This is a genomic window from Sorangium sp. So ce834 (assembly GCF_051521425.1).
Taxonomy (GTDB): Bacteria; Myxococcota_A; Polyangia; order Polyangiales; family Polyangiaceae; genus Sorangium; species Sorangium cellulosum_D.
Genome location: NZ_CP150351.1, coordinates 12,108,790 through 12,125,366, shown reverse-complemented (window position 1 = coordinate 12,125,366; position 16,577 = coordinate 12,108,790). Strand labels below are relative to the sequence as shown.

Annotated in this window: 15 protein-coding genes; 7 read left to right on the top strand and 8 right to left on the bottom strand. The window is 72.3% G+C overall.

What is annotated here, in order from left to right; translation table 11 throughout:
* Window positions 1-6: 6 nt before the first annotated feature.
* Genes WMF20_RS44625 through WMF20_RS44615 form a run of 3 tightly spaced genes read right to left on the bottom strand, consistent with a single transcriptional unit; the run spans window position 7 to window position 3,936 of the window.
* Entirely contained in the window at window positions 7-2,931 is a 2,925-nt protein-coding gene (locus WMF20_RS44625) for a protein kinase domain-containing protein (RefSeq protein WP_437607873.1), read from the bottom strand.
* Window positions 2,932-2,986: 55 nt separating this feature from the next.
* Entirely contained in the window at window positions 2,987-3,493 is a 507-nt protein-coding gene (locus WMF20_RS44620) for a hemerythrin domain-containing protein (RefSeq protein ID WP_437607871.1), read from the bottom strand.
* Window positions 3,490-3,936 (bottom strand): hypothetical protein, encoded by a 447-nt coding sequence (locus WMF20_RS44615; RefSeq protein ID WP_129579946.1) that lies wholly within the window; start codon window positions 3,934-3,936, stop codon window positions 3,490-3,492. Before WMF20_RS44615 ends, WMF20_RS44620 begins: the two co-directional genes overlap by 4 nt.
* A gap of 148 nt (window positions 3,937-4,084) precedes the next feature.
* On the opposite strand from WMF20_RS44615, the gene WMF20_RS44610 reads away from it, so the two are divergent.
* Complete coding sequence (locus WMF20_RS44610) at window positions 4,085-8,137, top strand: transglutaminase domain-containing protein (protein WP_437607870.1); 4,053 nt, start codon at window positions 4,085-4,087, stop codon at window positions 8,135-8,137.
* A gap of 393 nt (window positions 8,138-8,530) precedes the next feature.
* Here WMF20_RS44610 and WMF20_RS44605 read toward each other — a convergent pair whose 3' ends face one another.
* A complete protein-coding gene (locus tag WMF20_RS44605; protein ID WP_129579944.1) occupies window positions 8,531-9,427 on the bottom strand; it encodes a hypothetical protein in 897 nt (298 codons plus the stop codon).
* 213 nt (window positions 9,428-9,640) lie between these two features.
* Here WMF20_RS44605 and WMF20_RS44600 point away from each other — a divergent pair, with 213 nt between their 5' ends.
* The 6 genes from WMF20_RS44600 (at window position 9,641) to WMF20_RS44575 (ending at window position 13,578) form a co-directional block, all read left to right on the top strand.
* Window positions 9,641-10,348, top strand: coding sequence for an AAA family ATPase (locus WMF20_RS44600; RefSeq protein WP_437607869.1), 708 nt, complete (start codon window positions 9,641-9,643; stop codon window positions 10,346-10,348).
* A 292-nt stretch (window positions 10,349-10,640) separates the two neighbouring features.
* Window positions 10,641-10,787: a hypothetical protein gene (locus tag WMF20_RS44595; RefSeq protein ID WP_437607868.1), complete on the top strand. Its 147-nt coding sequence runs from the start codon at window positions 10,641-10,643 to the stop codon at window positions 10,785-10,787.
* Between the two features lie 366 nt (window positions 10,788-11,153).
* Window positions 11,154-11,594: a hypothetical protein gene (locus WMF20_RS44590; RefSeq protein ID WP_437607867.1), complete on the top strand. Its 441-nt coding sequence runs from the start codon at window positions 11,154-11,156 to the stop codon at window positions 11,592-11,594.
* The gene (locus tag WMF20_RS44585; protein ID WP_437607866.1) at window positions 11,591-12,358 is read left to right on the top strand and encodes a hypothetical protein; all 768 of its coding nucleotides are present in this window, start codon (window positions 11,591-11,593) and stop codon (window positions 12,356-12,358) included. The genes WMF20_RS44590 and WMF20_RS44585 overlap by 4 nt, the downstream gene beginning before the upstream one ends.
* Before the next feature lie 4 nt (window positions 12,359-12,362).
* The gene (locus tag WMF20_RS44580; protein WP_437607865.1) at window positions 12,363-12,929 is read left to right on the top strand and encodes a hypothetical protein; all 567 of its coding nucleotides are present in this window, start codon (window positions 12,363-12,365) and stop codon (window positions 12,927-12,929) included.
* A 289-nt stretch (window positions 12,930-13,218) separates the two neighbouring features.
* Window positions 13,219-13,578 carry a hypothetical protein gene (locus WMF20_RS44575; protein ID WP_437607864.1) on the top strand — a complete coding sequence of 120 codons (360 nt, stop codon included), beginning with the start codon at window positions 13,219-13,221 and terminating at the stop codon, window positions 13,576-13,578.
* A 207-nt stretch (window positions 13,579-13,785) separates the two neighbouring features.
* On the opposite strand, the gene WMF20_RS44570 is transcribed toward WMF20_RS44575, so the two are convergent.
* From WMF20_RS44570 to WMF20_RS44555, 4 genes are all read right to left on the bottom strand, one after another.
* On the bottom strand, window positions 13,786-14,004 hold the full coding sequence (locus WMF20_RS44570; RefSeq protein ID WP_437607863.1) for a hypothetical protein: 219 nt from the start codon (window positions 14,002-14,004) through the stop codon (window positions 13,786-13,788).
* A gap of 9 nt (window positions 14,005-14,013) precedes the next feature.
* Window positions 14,014-14,562, bottom strand: a complete 549-nt coding sequence (locus WMF20_RS44565; protein ID WP_437607862.1) for a hypothetical protein — start codon at window positions 14,560-14,562, stop codon at window positions 14,014-14,016.
* 285 nt (window positions 14,563-14,847) lie between these two features.
* Window positions 14,848-15,612, bottom strand: coding sequence for a hypothetical protein (locus tag WMF20_RS44560; RefSeq protein ID WP_437607861.1), 765 nt, complete (start codon window positions 15,610-15,612; stop codon window positions 14,848-14,850).
* A 129-nt stretch (window positions 15,613-15,741) separates the two neighbouring features.
* The gene (locus WMF20_RS44555; protein WP_437607860.1) at window positions 15,742-16,533 is read right to left on the bottom strand and encodes a hypothetical protein; all 792 of its coding nucleotides are present in this window, start codon (window positions 16,531-16,533) and stop codon (window positions 15,742-15,744) included.
* Window positions 16,534-16,577: the final 44 nt, after the last annotated feature.

Below are 16,577 nucleotides of genomic sequence, written 5' to 3'. Positions count from 1 at the left end.
CGCTCTTCACTCTGCGTGCGGGGCCGGTTCTTCCTGGGGAGGCGACGCCGTTGGGGGCGACTCTCCGTGGGGCGAGGCCGGCTCTTCCCCGGCCGGCTCCGAGGGCGGGGTCGGGATCTCGATCGTCAGGTCGTCCACCTTGGCCGGCTCTTTGCGCTGCCTCTTCGGCGGAGGCGCCGGGCGCCGCTTCCGCGGCGGCGCCGTCGCGGAGGCGCTGGCCGACGGCTGCGCCGCGGGCGCGGCCGTCGGGGGGGCCGACGCCGTGGCGCTGGGCTCGGGCGCGGGCTCCTGCGGCGGCGCAGGCGCAGGCGCGGCGGCGGGCGGCGGGGTCTCGCTCTCGGCCGCCGGCGCGCTCTGCGGCAGGCGCTGCGAGCGGAGGACCTGCCAGGCGACGACGCCGGCGAGGGCCACCAGCGCGAGCGCTGCCCAGCGGACACGCCGGCGCCGGCGCGAGCCGGGGTCGAACTCCAGAAGCTCGCTTTCCTGCGCCAGCCCGCTCACGCTGGACGCCTTCATCCAGTGCTCCGGCGTCTCGCCGGAGGGCACGGCGCGAGCCGGTGGGGCGACGGCTGGCGCGACCGGCGGCTCGAGCGGCCGCGACGCGCGCAGCGAGGCGGGGGGCGGCGCGGCCACGGCCGCCGCGACGGCCGCTCGTCTGACGCTGTCGCGGGGCTCTTCCGGCAGCTCGTGGCTCGGCGGCTCGTCGTGCTCGCGCGCGGTCGCGCGCGGATCGGCCTCGTGCGGCGAGGGCTCGCGCGGCGTCTGCGCCGCGGGCGGCGGCTCGTCCGGCGCGCTCGGCGCGACGGGCGCGCCGCTGCTCGGCGCGACGGGCGCGCCGCTCTGGAGCGCCGGCATCGCGGGCTCGGCCGGCGCAGGACCTGCGGGCTCGGCCGGCGCGTGGGCGGCGGGCTCGCCGGAGGCGGGCGTCGCGTCGGCCCGCGGGGCGAGCGCCGCGGGCGCGGCCGGCGCCGCCCAGGGCTCGTCGACGTCGGTGTCGATCGCGTCGTCGTCGAACTCTTCGATGTCGACGTCGACGAGCGAGGGCGCGCTGTCGGCTTCCTTCCGCGGCGCCTTGCTGCGCGCCAGCGCCAGCGGCTCCGAGCCTGGCGGGGCCTCGACGCCGTCCGCCGTGGGCGACGTGCTGCTCGGCGGCCCGGAGAGCGGCGCCCCGGTGGCGAGCGGCGCACCCGCGGAGGGCGGCGCGCCCGCGGAGGGCGGCGTGCCCGCGGAGGGCGGCGCGCTGGGAGGGAGCGGCGTGCCCGCGGAGGGCGGCGCGCTCGGAGGGAGCGGCGCGCTCGGGGAGCGCGGCGTCCCGGTGGCGAGCGGCGCGCTCGTGGAGCGCGGCGCGCCCGCGGAGGGCGGCGAGCCCGTGGAGGGCGGCGAGCTGGGAGGGAGCGGCGTGCCCGCGGAGAGCGGCGCCCGCTGCGACGCCGACGCGCTGTCGTTGCGCCGCGGCGGGGCCAGCGGCCGATCCCCGAGCCGCGACGACGGCGGCGGACGCTCGCTGAGCGGCGGCCGCTCGATCCGCTGGGACGAGGCCGGCGGCTGCTCGCCGACCTGAGCCAGCGACGCCGCCGGAGGCCGCTCGGCGGCGCGCGGCGGCGCCGGGGGAGGCCGCTCGGTGGCGCGCGGCGGCGCCGGAGGTCGCTCGGTGGCGCGCGGCGGCGTCAGAGGCCGCTCGGTGGCGCGCGGCGGCGCCGGAGGTCGCTCGGTGGCGCGCGGCGGCATCGGAGGCCGCTCGCCGGACCTGGCCGACAGCGGCGAGCGCTCGGTGAGCGGCGGCCGCTCGGTGAGCCGCGGCGGCGCCGGCGGCCGCTCGCTCGGCCGCGCCGGGGCCCTCACGCTCGGCCTGGCCGACAGCGGAGCTGCCGCCGCGTCCGCGGCCTGCTCGCTCGGCCGCCGCTCGGGCGAGCGCGTCGAGATGGCGCCGGCGGGGTCGCCCACCTGGGGCAGCGGCGGCGCCTTGGGGATCGTCGAGCCCATCGCCGGCCGCGGCGGGGCCGCCGGCGGGCGCGTCGGCGCGGGGCGGGGCGGCATCGGCGGCGGCCGCGGCGAGCTCACGCTGCTCGCCGCCGTCTCGGTCGACAGCTCGGCGATGCGGGCGAGCGACTCCGCGAGGTCGCGCGCGCTGCTGAAGCGCTGCTCCGGATCGCGATCGCACGCGCGCGCGAACCACGCGTCGAAGCTCGGCGGCAGCTCCGGGTTCACCCGCGAGGGCACCGGGATCTCGCCGAGCGAGATCTTGATCAGCAGGTCGCCGACCCCCTCGCTGTCGAACGGGAGCTCGCCCGTCACGCACTGGTAGACGATCACGCCGAGCGCCCACAGGTCGGCGCGGAAGTCGACCTCCCGGAGCCCCTTCACCTGCTCCGGGCTCATGTAGTGCGGCGTGCCCATGAGCGTCCCGACCGTCGTGCGCTGGGCGGCCCGCTTCCCGTGGCCCACCTTGGCGATGCCGAAGTCGAGGATCTTGACGACCTCGTCGTCCTCGTTCGCGCAGAGGAAAAAATTCTCGGGCTTGAGGTCGCGATGCACGATGCCGGCCCCGTGCGCGCGGGTGAGCGCGCGCGCGACCTGCGTCACGATCTTCGACGTCTCCTGGAGCGTGAGGCGGCGCCTCCGCGCGAGCCGCTCGAAGAGGTCCTCGCCCTCGAGCAGCTCCATCACGATGAACGGCTGCTCGCCCTCGATGCCGTGATCGAGGATCTGCACGACGTGCGTGCTGCGCAGCTGCGCTGCAGCGGTCGCCTCACGGCGGAACCGCTCGCGGGCGTCCTCCTGCTTCGCGAGCTCGGGATCGATGAGCTTGACGGCGACCTGGGTGCCGAGCGCCAGGTGCTCGGCGACCCACACCGAGGCTTGCGCGCCCTGCCCCACGGGTCGGATGAGGCGGTAGCGCTCGCTCAGCACCTGACCAGCTGCGGTAGACACGGCGGCAAAAGCCTACGTCGAGGGGAACATCTGTGTCGAGTTCCTGCGCACCACCTCAGATCCCCTGACGAACGGTTTCCTTCATCAGCTCGCGCCACTCGTCGCGGGTGAGCTCCGGATAAATGTAGTCGCCCTCGAAATTTGTATGGTGCAGGAGCAGGCGGGCGACACTCACGATGCTCCCCGCGACGTCGTCGGCCTGCGCGACGTTCGCCAGCGCCTCGGTCGCCTCGCGCACGGCGGCGTGCTGCTTCAGCGCGACCTGGACCTCCTCGGCGAGCCCGCGGGCCTGGAAATGAGGAAAGATCGCGGCCTCCTCGTAGCGCATGTGCCGCTCCATCGGGCCGCGGAGGAACGCGAGCAGGCTCCCGCGCTCGGCGATGGCCTCGTCCGCGGAGCGCTGCGCCATCGCTATCAGCTTCCGCGCCATCTCGCGGGCGAGCTCCTCCTCCTCGAAGAGCTCGCTCACCATCCGGTCCAGTTCCATGACGCGCGGGCCGTCGTAGTCCAGATCCCGGACGAGGTCGAGGCCGGCGCGGCGCGATCCCGAGCGCGGGGTCAATCGGCGGAGGCGCGCGCGCGGACGATCGCGGCGAGCCGGCCGACGACGCCGCTCGCGACCATCGAGAGCACCTGCTTCTCCAGCGCCTGCCGCTCGGACGGCCTGCCGCCGAACGAGATGCGCGAGCGGGCGGTGGGGCCGCCGACGACGCGGCCGACGATGGTGCAGGTCACGCGGTGCACGTCGCCCCGCGTGACCGAGGTGAACTCGGCGACGCGCGCGCTCAAGACGACCGATTTCGCCTTGCCGAAATCCGCCTTCTTCGCGGCGCTCTTGAGCAGGCCGCGCAGGGCGCGCGCTCGCTGGGCCTGGCCTTCGCCCGCGGGCACGTCGACGCTCTTCCACTCGACCTTGGTCTCGCGGGCGAAGGTCGACGCTGGCAAGGCCGTGAGGGTGGTCAGGGCCATCACCGCCGAGAGCAACCATCGTGACGCGCGGCGCATGGGAGCAGGCTAGTGGGCCGCGAGCCCGGCGGCCAAATTCGCGCACGGCTTCACGCCGCGGGGCGGCCGCGCCGCGCGACCCGGCGCGATCGCCGCGCTCGCGCCGCGATCGGGCACGCGCTATGCCGTGGCCCGGAAGCGAGGATCGATGGAGCGGAGCTCGCCGGGGGAAGATCGAGGCGATCGACGAGGACGAGATCGGCGCGCGGGGCGCGCGGCGCGCCGGGGCGGATGCCTGGCGGCGCTGCTCGCGATCGCCGTCGCGCCCGCGGCGGGCAACGCGCAGGCGCCGCGCCCGGGCGGCGCCAAGGCGGACGCGGCCGCGCCGGCGGCGGGCGGCGCCGCGGCGGGCGGCGCGCCGGCGCGGCGTCCGAGCGGCGCGAAGGTGGATCCGCGCGCGCCCGCGGCGGGCGGCGCGCCGGCGGCCGAGAAGCGCGCGCATATCGCGATCGCGCCGCGGTGGACCGCCGCGACGCCCGACGACATGCTCGACGCCGCGCTGGCCCGGGCGCGGCGGGGCGGCGACGACGCGCTCGCGGGGCTCGTGATCGCGGCGGCGCTCTCCGATCGCGCCGCGCAGGGCCGCGCGCGCGACGGCCTCGCGCAGATCGCGGCGTCCACCTCGCCGCTCGCCGACGAGGCGCGCTGGCTCGCGGCCTCGCTCGCCCCCGAGCCGCCGGCGGCGACGTGGCCCGGCGCGCGCGCCGCCTCGTACGACGCGCCCCCGGACCCGTCGGGGCTCGTGAAGGCGTTCGCCATCCTCGGGCCGTTCCAGGACAACTCGGGCGGCGGGCTCGCGCGCCGCGAGGGGCCCGAGGCCGAAGGCCAGCGCTTCTCGGACATGAGCGCCCGCTACGCCTGGGGGGTCTACGACGTCGCGTGGCGCCGGGTGCTGCCCGCCGCGGCGACCGCGCGCGGCGTGCCGCTCGACCTCTACATCCATCCCCGCGCCGAGAGCTGCACCTACCTCGCCTCGCGCGTGACCGTCCCCGCCGCGCTCGATCGCAAGCCGATCCTCGCTCACGTCGCCGCGACCGGCGCCGTGCGGCTCGCGTGGGACGGCGCGGACGTCGCCTCCAGCGACGCGGCCCACCAGCGCCTCGCGCTCGATCGCATCGCCGCGCGGATCGAGGCGCCCGCGGGCGATCACCTGCTCGCCCTCAAGGTGTGCACCGGCGCCGTCGCCGACGAGGGGCGCGTCCGCGTGCGCTTCACCGACGAGCAGCGCCGTCCGGTGGCGCTCGCGACCTCGTCGGACCTCACGAGGCTCGCGCTGCCCCCGGCCGCGCCGTCGCGGTCGACCGCCGTCGCGACGGCGCTCGACAGGGCGCTCGGCGCGGGCGCGGCGCAGGCGCCGCAGCAGATCGAGCAGACCCTCACGGCCGTCGTGGCGCGCACGCTCGGCGGCGCGGACGACCAGCGATCGCCCCGCGCCCCCGGCCTGCTCGACCGCGTGACGCGGTCGCCGGGGATCTCCGCGGACGCGCTCGCCCTCGCCGGGTGGGTGTCGCCGTTCGGCGCGAACCGCAGCGGCTGGCTCGAGGCCGCGCGCGCCCGCGGCCTCGCCGAGAAGGACCGGGCCACCGCCTCGTTCGCGCAGCGCAGGCTCGTCGCGGCCCACCTCGCCTCGGACCGCGCCGACTGGGCGGCCGCCGTGCTGCGCGAGGAGCCGCTGCGCTCGGCGCGCGACCCCGAGGCGCGCGTCCTCCGCGGCCTCGTCGAGAAGAAGCTCGGGACCTCGGGGCTCGCGCGCGCCGGGCTCGAGGAGCTGCTCGCGGTCGAGCGCGAGCAGAAGGACCGGACCCCGGTCGTCGTCTGGCAGGAGATCGCGGCCGCGGCCCGGCTCGATCCGGCGCTCGCGCTGCGGGCCGCGCGGAGGCTCGCCGAGATCGCGCCCGAGTCGCGGGGCGCGGACTACGTGCTCGCGTTCGAGCCCGAGGGCGGCGCCGCGCTGGAGGTGGCCGCCGCCGGCGCGCTCGCGCAGCAGACGTCGGCCGAGGACGTCATCCGCATCGGCCGCGCGCTCCACGACGCGGGCCGCGTCGCGTGGGCGCGCGAGGTCCTGTCGTACGCGACGCAGGTCGCGCCGAACCAGCCCGCCGCGTTCCAGGCGCTCGCGGCGGTCCGGCAGGGCCAGGCGAGCGCCGCGGCGGCCGCGCTCGCGAACGGCGCGCTCGCGCGGGCGCGCGACCTCGCGCCGGGCGACCCGTTCCTCAAGGCCGAGCTCGCGCTCCGCCTCGGCGAGGGCGCGGCCGGCGCGCCGGGCCGGCGGCGCATGCGCGACGAGCAGTACCTCGTCGCGCCCGGCGTCTTCCTCGAGCGCGGGCGAAAGGAGCCGGCGAAGAAGGGCGAGGTGGCCGACCGGCAGCTCCACTGGGTGCGCGTCGTGACGTACCACCCGGACAAGCGCGTCTCGCAGCTCATGCACTACGCGCGCGAGATCGTCATCGAGCCGCGCACCGATCAGGACCTCTACGAGCGCGACATCCCCGCCGAGGCCGAGGACACCGAGCTCCTGTTCGCGCGCGTGCACCGCAAGGACGGCACGGTGGCGCCGCCGGACGAGCAGGGCGCGGGCGGGCAGCGGCCGTTCGTGCGCTGGCCCAAGCTCGCGGCCGGCGACGTGGTGGAGGTCGCGGTGCGCGCGTGGACCCCGGGCCCCGTCGGCCGCCGCGGCGACGCGCCGTTCTACTTCATCGACTACGTCGGCTCGACCGACACGCGACCGATCCTCTACAACGAGGTCGTCGTCGACTCGCCGACGAGCGACGGCCTGGCGATCGACGTGCTGAACGGCAAGGCGGAGCGGGTGCTCCGGTCCGAGAAGGACGGCCGCCAGGTGACGCGGTTCATCTGGGACGACCCGCCCGAGGTGCCCGAGGAGCCGCTCGCCCCGCACCTCGCCGAGGTGCTGCCGGTCGTCGTCGGCTCCACGTTCCACGGCTGGCACGACTTCCGGGAGTGGTACCGGGGCGCGGTCGCCGGCTTCACGGAGCCGGACGATCAGGTCCGCCGGCTCGCCGCCGAGCTCACGAAGGGCAAGACCACGCGCGAGGACAAGCTGAGGGCGCTCTTCGACTTCGTCGCCGACGACATCCGGTACGTGAACTTCGTCTCGGGCGAGTGGTGGCTGCCGAACCGCCCGCAGGAGCTCCTCGCGCGGCGCCAGGGCGACTGCGACGACAAGGCGATGCTGCTGATCACGCTGCTCAAGTCGATCGGCATCGACGCGACGGAGGTGCTGGTGCAGACGCGCTACACGGGCCAGCCCTCGCTGCTCCGGAGCGAGGTGGCGGCGATCCCGGTGTTCGATCACGGCATCGCGTACCTCCCGGGCGCGGGCGGCGCGCCGGGCCTGTGGCTCGACGCGACGAGCCCGCAGAGCCGGCTCGGGCCGCTGCCGGCGATGGACGCGCGCACGCTGGCGCTGTTCGTCGACGACGGGCCGCCGAAGATCGTGGAGACGCCGGCGAGCTCGCCGGCCGATCACGGCGTCGATGCCGAGTGGACCATCGCGCTGCAGCCGTCGGGCGCGGGCGAGCTCGCGGCGAGGGAGCGGCACATCGGCGACGCGGCGTTCGAGCTCCGGTCGAACCTGGCGGAGGCCGACGCGCGGGCGCAGTGGGTCGAGCAGTACCTCGCGTACGGCTGGTTCCCGACCGTCGACGTGAAGCCCAAGGTGGCGTTCCAGGCCGATCTGCCGCACGGGGCGGCGACGCTCGAGTTCGAGGCGCGCACCGAGGGGCTCGCGCGCCGCGAGGGCGCGGAGCTCGCGGTGCCGCTCTCGGGCACGTCCACGCTGACGTCGCAGCTCGCGCCGCTCGTGAAGCGCACGCTGCCCGTGGTCCTGCCGCCGAGCCTCGCGCCGCGGCACCACAACCGGACGATCACGATCGTCGCCCCCGCGGGGTACGCGTTCGCGGAGCTCCCGCCGGGCGGCGACGAGAACGGCGGCGACTTCGGCCGCGCGTCGATCTCGTTCGCCAAGGCGCCGGGCAGGAACGCGGTCGTGGTGAAGGAGCGCGTGGTCCTCGACCGGTCGACGATCCCGGTGGCCCAGTACGCCGCCTGGCGCGGCTGGCTGCAGCGGGTCGACGGGCTCCTGCACCGGATGGTGCGGCTCGTGCCCGTCGGGACGGCGGGCAAGCCCGCGGCGCCGGCGAGCGCCCCCGTCACGCCGGCGAGGCAGCAGGCGCGGTGACGGCGAAGGAATGATCGCTACCGGCGCCCCGGCGCGCGGGGAGCGGCGCGGCGACGTCGAAGGACCGCTCCCCGCCCGTCGGAGGAGGGCGCCTCGCCGCGGAAGGACCTGCCCCGGTGCTCCGGGGCGCCGCCGTTGGCGCTCGACCGCTCCTCTGCGCCGCCCGGACCCGCGCGTCGATGTTTCCTCCGATCGGCTCGGCGCGCCGCGGCCGCGGGGGCGAGCCTCGGCGATCGCTCCCCGGAGCGCGGGGGAGCCTCTTGTCGAGTCGGATCTGGCGGCGCGCGGTGCGGGGGAACGGTCGTCGAGCGTCGACGCGGCGTCCCCGGCATGCGGGGGAAGGATTGTCAAGCGTTGCGGCGGGTTCCCGGCGGTAGCGGCGGCGCCGCGCGCTCAGCGGCCGAGCTTGGCGCGCAGGGCGGTGACGCGGGCGGCGAGGGCCTCGGCCGCCTTCTCGGCCTCGGCGAGGGCGGCGGCGTCGGCCTCGCGCTGCGCCTTCTCGCGCGCCGAGACCTCCTCGGCGGCGAGGACCTCGGTGTAGCGCGTCTTCAGCGCGGCGAGCTGCTGCTCGACCTCGGCGATCTTGGCGGTGAGCTCGGCGGCCGTCGCCGGCTCCGGCTCCTCGGCCGCGGTCTTGCGGCGCGGCAGGCGCTTGAAGAAGAGATCGGCGAAGGTGTTGGGAAGGCGCTTGTCCGGGTGCTTGTGCGGCATCTCGGACAGCGCGCCGTAGGTGGACTTGCGCAGGGCGTTCTGAGCGTCGATGAACGCCTTGCGCTCGCCGACGGTGCGGAACTCGCGGTTCTTCTGCTTGGCGGCGGCGAGCGCCGCGGTCGCGGCGTCGGCCTTTTGAATCGCCGCGGCGAGCTGCTCGCCGAGCGCGCGGAGCGCCTGGCTTCCGCCGGTGAGGGAGGGCAGCCACGCGCGCATGGTCTCGAGCTGACCGCCGAGGACAGGCCGCTTGAGGTCGCTGGGGCGCTGGTTGCCGAAATAGAGAGTGTAGAGCGGCGCGCTGCGGTCGTTGCCGGCCTCGGCGAGGATGGTGTTGGCGATGGCATCGACGAGGGCGTCGAGCGCCTCGTCCGCGACGCTGACCTGCGTCGTCGCTTTGAGGATGTCCATCCAGAGGAGGATCTCCTGACGATCGACCGCCATCCACCGTTCTTGCTGCGCCTGGAACGGGGCGGCGAGACCCTGGGTGAAGGGATAGGCGAGCAGCCATGTCAGGGTATGGGTGTTCTGTTCGAGGACGCTCTCCAGCGAGGCGTCTTGTTCGATGATAGGTGCGGGCATGGCCGGACAGGCTATCGGGGCCGTCGCGAGCGCGTCAATGGAGGCTCGACGACGGAATGGTGCTGTCGCGGCGCGCGCCTAAGTCCGCCGCGCATGGAATGCAGCTGCGACGGTCGTGCCACGGCTGCATGAGCCAGCGCGCACGAAGGGCTCAGGGGGTTAGGCGGTCGCGGCCGGTGTCGAAGCGGCCGGCGTGGGGCTATCCTGGGCGGGATGACGGTCCAGGAGCTCCACGTCGCCGGGTATCGCTCGATCCGCGAGCTGACCCTCCCCCTCGCGCAGGTGAATATCATCGTCGGACCGAACGGCGTCGGCAAGACCAATCTCTATCGCACCATGGTGCTGCTCGGCGCCGCGGCGAGCGGGAGCTTCGCGCGCACGCTCGCCGAGGAGGGGGGGATGCCGTCTGTGCTCTGGGCCGGCCAGCGCAGCAAAGGCCCGGTGCGGATGACGCTGCGGGTGCGGCTGGATCAGCTCGTCTACGAGCTTCAGTGCGGGCTGACGCCGCCGCCTGGGGGGCCGTTCGAGCTGGACCCGGACATCAAGGAAGAGAGCCTCTGGCTGCTCGACAAGCGCCGCCGCCTGCCGATGCTGGAGCGGGCCGCGGGCTCCGCCTTCGTGCGTGACGTGGAGGGCCACCGCGTGACCTTCCCCTTCTCGCTCTGGGGCTCGGAGTCGGTGCTGTCGCAGGTGGTGGAGCCGCACCGCTTTCCGTTGCTCTCGGTCGTGCGGCAACAGCTGATGAACTTCCGGTTCTATCACCACTTCCGCACCGACTCCGGCGCGCCGTTGCGGGTCGAGCAGGTCGGGGTGACGCACTCGCGCCCGCTGACGGAGCGGATCCGGAAAGCGACGCCCTGCCGGGTCGTCGAGCTCGACAAGAGCGGTGGAGAGACGGTGCTGGCGGGCGGCGGAGGATGAACGACGTCCGCCCCCGCGTGAGCCCTGCGAGCGGGGCCGGCGCGGGGGAAGGCTGGGACCGTCGCCGGCGAGGTCTCGAGCGCGGGCTCGGCGCCGCGGCCTCGTCAACCGCAACGCGGCCGCGGGTGTCGAGCGCCGGTGTCGAGGAGGATGCCGGCGAGCGCGCGATTGGGCTGGCGTCGACCATGGCGCCGGGGCAGAGAGCGGGGTCGCGGCGTCGAGGAGCACCCCGGCGGGATACGCCCCCTCCGGCGGAGCGGAGGGGGCAGTCGATGGAAGGATGGGTTGCCAGATGAAAAGAACGTTGTCTCCCGGGTGCGGTGCGACGGCGGTCTCCTTTAGCTCGGATCCCTGGGATTGGGTGTGGGTCATCGTGGCCCTGCTCGTGCTCGTCGGCATGGGCGCCGCGCTCGTCCGCGGCATCCGGCGCCGTCGCTGACGTCGGAGGCCGGCTGGGCCTCCCTTGGAGGACTCGCCGCACAGGGCGATCCCGCCCCGACGACCGCCGCCGCCCTGGCTTGGCGTGCCCCAGGTCGCCTCGCCCCCGCGTCGCCCTCCGGTCCGCTCTGGGCGGTAGGACCCACGACCATCGGCGTGTCCCGGCCCCAATTCCGGTTGACGTCCAATTCCACGATCAGAAAGATGACCCGCGTCGCGACGTTGCTCGTCCGTTGCACAGAGGGGAGGAGGGGACGATGGGCACGAGAGGCCGGCGGATCCCCTGGGCGGGTCTGGTCGTCCTCCCAGTCCTCGTCCAGTCCTCGTCGGACCGGCGCAAGCGGGAGCGTCCGAGCTGAGCGCCGGCGTGAGCCTCGGGTGGCTCCAGGCCGGTACCGTGCCGCGCCTCGCGGTGGGGCCGCATGCCGGCATCTCGTGGCTCATCCAACGAGACATCCTGTTCTCGGTGCACGACCTGTGCACGTTCCTACCCCCGACCCAGGCGGACGGGCCCGGGGTCTACAACCAGACCTCGGTCGACCTCGGGTATGCGTGGAAGGACGTCAACGTCAGCGCGGGGCCCTCGGTCGCGCTCTACGTCATGCCGGCGTGCGGCACCACCTTGTGCGGCCGCGTCGGCGGCATGGCCGTGGGCGGCCACGGGCAGGCGAGCGCGTACGTCGTCGGACCGCTGGGGGTGTCCATGAGCGCCAATGTGAATTGGATCGGCGGGGGTAGTCTTGTGCTCCCGGGCTACGTGTCCGTCGTCGTTGTTGCTGGGCCTGTGCTTCGATGGAGTGCGACATGAACGCGAGAAGATTCCTGTTGTTGATCTTGGCCATCTCGGTTTGGACGCTGGCGGCGTGCAACTGGACGATAGGAGACTGCTATCCTGTCGAGGAACGAAGCTCGGGGGTAGGTGCAGGTCCAGGTTATGATCCCGTCCCCGTCTTCACCTCCGCCTCATCGGGGGACTTCGGGGCGGAGCCGCCGGACGGCCCGCACGACGGCAGCGAGCGCAAGATCGCCTGCAACGAGTGGGAGCTCGAAGACGAAGAGGAGAGACCGAGCGACAGCTCGGGGACCCCGACGACCTATAGCCCGGAGAGCCCGCGAGACCCGTGCCCCGGATTCGGAGATGTAGCCGGAGACGGGGCGACCTTCTGGAGCTGTGGCGGTGCATGCAGCTCGAAGTGTCCGAAACCTGGGATGGCAACATTTATATACGTAAATTTTGAACCGTCGGAGTTCCCTTTTGTTACGATTGTCAAGGATGACGGTAAGGGGAGTGCTGGCGGGTACCAACAGGCCAAGGCAAACCTGAGGTTCGAGCACAAATCTCGAGGAGGCATCAGAGAGTGGTACTGTCCTCTCACCATCAAGATGCCGCTCCGGACTGAGTTGATGGGGAAAATCGATCCGCTCCGTGCAGCTAACCTCAGCGAGGAGATCACGGAGGAAGTCGGAGAGCTCATGGACTATAATTGCCGCCGGGGATCTTCTGCGAAAGGTTTCGCAGCGCGGTGGACGCTGCGTTCAAATTCAAGTATAAGGGGCTCGGCGCGTCGGTGACAAAATGAGGGTGACAAACCGCTCGGAGTTGCTCGACGTCGTCTATCGCTTCTACCCGCGGGGCGTGCATAACTTCGACCGCATCCACGTGCCTCCCAACGAGCCTTTCTACGACGACACGGAAGAGCATCGCCGCCTGGTGGAAGCGGCAAACCGCGGGCGAGCGGAGTACCCAACGTGGGAAGTGATGATCTGTCGCATGTACAAACGCTACAGACTTCAAAACGAGTCGCTCAGCCTGGTGGCGGGGGGGAGCGACCCGGCGTACTCGGCCCGCATCTATCGCCCCCAGGACTTGGAGCCTGTTCCCTCGCCCAACAGCAGGGCTTCGCTCAGCTTCCACGTAAGCCTCCTCGGGCCTTATTATGGGATCCACGATACAGGCGGGCCCGACGAACTACCGGCGGCAGTTGCAGAAGAGATCGAGGCCACGTATCCCGGTTACCAGACGATCCCGCCGGAGCTCGGGAACGAGGTGGTTCCGGATGTGGCGATGGACGGGGCGTTGATGGGCGAGGCGACGATCTACGTGTGCCTCTTCTCGAAGGTCTGGACGTGGGTGGATCCGTAGCCGTTCTCCTGGGTGGCCGCTGTCCACTGGGCCGAGCTCGGGCGCGCGAGAAGGTGGAGGCTGTGCCCAAATCCAAGTACCCATGACTCGGCGCCGAGGTGACGAATCCATGGAGATAACTCGCTCCGAGCTTCTCGACGTTGTCTACCGCTTCTACCCTCGGGGTGTGCAGAAAATCATGCGCATTTGTGTGCCGCCGGGCGAGTCCGTCTACGAGGACACGGAGGAGCACCGCCGCTTGGTGGAAGCCGCTAGCCGCGGGCGAGCGGAGTACCCAACGTGGGAGGCCGTGATCGACAGACTGGGAGCTCGATACAGGCTTCAGAACGAGTCGCTTAACCTGTTTGCAGGGGGAATCGACCCGGCGTATCCGGCCCGCATCTGGCTCACCGACGAAACGGCGCTCAGCTTCCACGTGTCGCTGCTCGGGCCGTACTACGGGATCCACCTCCCCGGCATCCCCGAGGAGGAGCCGGTGGCGCTCGAGATCGCTCAGGAGATCGAGGCCACGTACCCAGGCTACCAGCCGATCCCGCCGGAGCTCGGGAACGAGGTGGTGCCAGATGTGGACATGGATGGGGTGTCGATGGGCGAGGCGACGATCTACGTGTGCCTCTTCTCGGTCGTGTGGACGTGGGTCGATCCGTAGCCATTCCCCTGGGCGGCCGCCGTCCACTTGGTGCTCGGCCCGCATCCATCGCCCCCAGGACTCGGGGCCCGTTCCCTCGCTCAGCGACAGGGCGGCACGGCGCCGGCGGCGAGGAGCTCGAGCGCGAGCTCGGCGCTGGCTTTCTCAGGTCGTGGTCAGGTCGGCTTCGGCTGGTAGGTTCTGCGCGAGGCTCGCGTCGTCCCGTGCTCACTCTCCACGCCCCTCGCGCGCGGCCCGTTCGCGTGCGCGGCCTTCGTCGATGCACAACTGGATGAGCAAGGCGATCCAGAGCGGGAACAGGGCGCGGATGACGTTCAGGCTCATCGGTTGCAGCGGCTCGTGATAGCTCGCCACCGTCGGAGCAGCCAGCAGCCCTCCGCACAGCAGAATCCCGAGGACTCTCAGCGGCCTGAGATCGGTCGTCATCGATGCGCCTCAGAAGAACCCGCACAGCACGCCGAGGCCGACGAATCCACCGCCTGTCCAGTAATCGCAGCGCTTCCTGGCTCGCTCCGTCCTCGCACGCGGGCACACACCAAACTGCGCAACGAGAGCTGATGCGCCCACGAAGACACCGCAGCCTATCGAGAACGGCGAGAGCTCCTGCTGCGCCACACCGATCGGCCCGCCGCGCTCAGCGTCGGCGAGCGCCGCGTTGGCCTCCCCGGTTCCCTCGCCGTCGAGCACCGCGGAGCACGTCACGTCCTCGTACGCGCCCAAGGCAAGCGGGTTGAATACGCGGATCAACGCTTCGGGGACCTCGGCACACGCGGCGGCGAGCTGAGGGCGCCCAGCGTTCAGGATCTGCGGGATCGCGTCCTCTGCCGTGATCGTCCGATCCAGGCTGAACACGAAGCTCGGCGGCGCGCCTTCGGCTTCCTCTGCTTCGCGGCCATCCGCTCCCGCTTTGCCAGGTTCCTCCGCCGCTTCGCAGGCCGTCATGCTCATGAGCGCGGCCGTTCCCAGGATGATCCTGCTGCCCATGTGCCCGTCCCCGCGGCGCCGACTCCGGCCCGCGATGACAGGTTTGCGAGCGGCATGCCACGCCTGGTGGGCGTCGTGGGATCGGCTCCCCTGGAGAGGGGGGCGCGGCGGGGGTGGCAGGGCCCTGAGCTCGCCGCCGGCCACCTGGCCGAGCTCGGCACGATGCCGGCGACGACGGGCGGGAGCGCGAGCTCGGCGCGGGCGCCGCTTGGGGGACGCGGGGGCGGAGGTCGAGGGGCACGTCGCCGAGCGCGGCGCGGCCGCCGTCGTGCCCGCCTGCAGCGCCTAGCGATCACAGCACAAAACGTGTGTGATCCCGCGTTCCAGGGAACCGCTCACGATCTTGGAGTCGGTCGACGGGGCGCACGTGCCAGGCTCGTTCACCGTGAACCGCGATCGCATCGACGCAAGCGGCGCATTCGTCGTCCTGGTGCAAATAGGTTCATCTTGATCGGCGATGACCTCCGCTGCGATCTCGCTGACGCAGTACGGATCCTGGTACAGCGTGGTCTTCACCGTGCAGCTTCCGCCGCTCGGCGCGCCGCAAGAGCATGGAGAGCATTTGCGGGTGTCGTTGAGCATGGGAAACTCACGCTTGTGCGTATATCCCTCCCAACACTCGCCGGTTTCCTGGGGAGGGTAGCACGTCGCGCTGAGGGTCGGCGCCCATCCGGGAGGATCGGATTTGCAGGCCCTGACAAACCGTAGACTGCCCATCGACGGCTTCGGTTCCGTCGACACAGGCGCGCACGGGGCGAGGGTCGGCGGCTCGAAGGTCACTGTAGCGAAGGCGTCGCTCGGGATCGGCTCCGCCGCCGCTGTACAGGAACCGTCCCATGATGCGCCTGCTTCGAGCGTGCCGACGGCGTCCTCGCCAGGACAAACCGACGCGTTGGCGGTCACCTTCGACGGCAGCGCGCACTCGGCCGGAGCACACTCGCAGGGCTCACACTCGTTCTCCGCGCTGAACCCCTCTGCTTCGAAGAAGCCTTCCCATGCAAGCTCCTCGTTGAACGCCTCGCATCGCTTGAATGCTCCGGCGCCTTCCATGAGGATAAATAATTGCTCGGCTAGATCGGGCTTCGGTAGCTCTGGTGGAAGATCTATCGAGGAGCACCCGAGCAGTGCGAACACTGCAAGGAGGGATGATGCATTCGACCGCATCGTGGGTACCGCCCTTCAGTTGAAGTTGTTGGAGCAGCAGAAGACGCGCCGTTCTCCGCTGACGAGATCGCCGACTACCTGGGAGACCGGCGACGTCGGCGCGCACGTGCCAGGCCTTTGACGGGTGAGTACCGCACGCATCGCCGCGATCGGAAGGGGATCGATGTCGGTGCACCGACTGTCGTTCTGGTCGACGCCGAACCCTCCTCCGATGATCTTGGTGGTGCAGGTGGTTTCGGCATACACGAGAAATTCAGCCTCGCAGCTCCCACCCACCGGAGCCTCGCAGGAACATGAGGTGCACGTGCGCGCGTCTGCGATTCGCTCCTTGAACTCCCATCGACTGTTGAACCCTGGCGGACACTGGCCGTCATTCTCGGGGGAGATGCACGCTTGCCAGTCACTCGACGCATGAATGCCTGGCCCCATCGGACAGGCCTTTGCAAAGCGCCCCGAGATCGGCGGCGGGTCGAACGACGGCGAGGCAACGCACTCGGCTGCGAGGGCCGGCGGCTCGAAGGTGACCGAGGCGAACACCTCGCTCGGCACAGGAGGGGCAGCCTTGCGGCACACGCCCGAGTGATCCTCGTCCGCATCTGGCTCATCGAAGACGATCTGGGCTCCGTGGTCGCCGCAGCGCAGCGACCTGTGCGCCGTCACGCTCGACGGCAACGTGCAGAGAGCTGGTCCGCACGTACACACGCCGCACTCCTCGAAGGCACCCACGTCACCCCAACCCTCCCAGAAATCCAGCCGGTGACCCGGACACGCCGGCGCATCGGGAATCTCGCCAGTCCAGAGCCACACGGCGTTGTCGTCCGTCCGCGGGGCAGCGACACCGTAGGCCTCGA

Bases quoted from the DNA above. Each gene is read 5' to 3' on its own strand.
- WMF20_RS44565 (WP_437607862.1), bottom strand. From the start codon at position 14,562: ATGGGCAGCAGGATCATCCTGGGAACGGCCGCGCTCATGAGCATGACG.
- WMF20_RS44600 (WP_437607869.1), top strand. From the start codon at position 9,641: ATGACGGTCCAGGAGCTCCACGTCGCCGGGTATCGCTCGATCCGCGAG.
- WMF20_RS44560 (WP_437607861.1), bottom strand. From the start codon at position 15,612: ATGGAAGGCGCCGGAGCATTCAAGCGATGCGAGGCGTTCAACGAGGAG.
- WMF20_RS44570 (WP_437607863.1), bottom strand. From the start codon at position 14,004: ATGACGACCGATCTCAGGCCGCTGAGAGTCCTCGGGATTCTGCTGTGC.
- WMF20_RS44615 (WP_129579946.1), bottom strand. From the start codon at position 3,936: ATGCGCCGCGCGTCACGATGGTTGCTCTCGGCGGTGATGGCCCTGACC.
- WMF20_RS44585 (WP_437607866.1), top strand. From the start codon at position 11,591: ATGAACGCGAGAAGATTCCTGTTGTTGATCTTGGCCATCTCGGTTTGG.
- WMF20_RS44605 (WP_129579944.1), bottom strand. From the start codon at position 9,427: ATGCCCGCACCTATCATCGAACAAGACGCCTCGCTGGAGAGCGTCCTC.
- WMF20_RS44610 (WP_437607870.1), top strand. From the start codon at position 4,085: ATGGAGCGGAGCTCGCCGGGGGAAGATCGAGGCGATCGACGAGGACGA.
- WMF20_RS44595 (WP_437607868.1), top strand. From the start codon at position 10,641: ATGAAAAGAACGTTGTCTCCCGGGTGCGGTGCGACGGCGGTCTCCTTT.
- WMF20_RS44580 (WP_437607865.1), top strand. From the start codon at position 12,363: ATGAGGGTGACAAACCGCTCGGAGTTGCTCGACGTCGTCTATCGCTTC.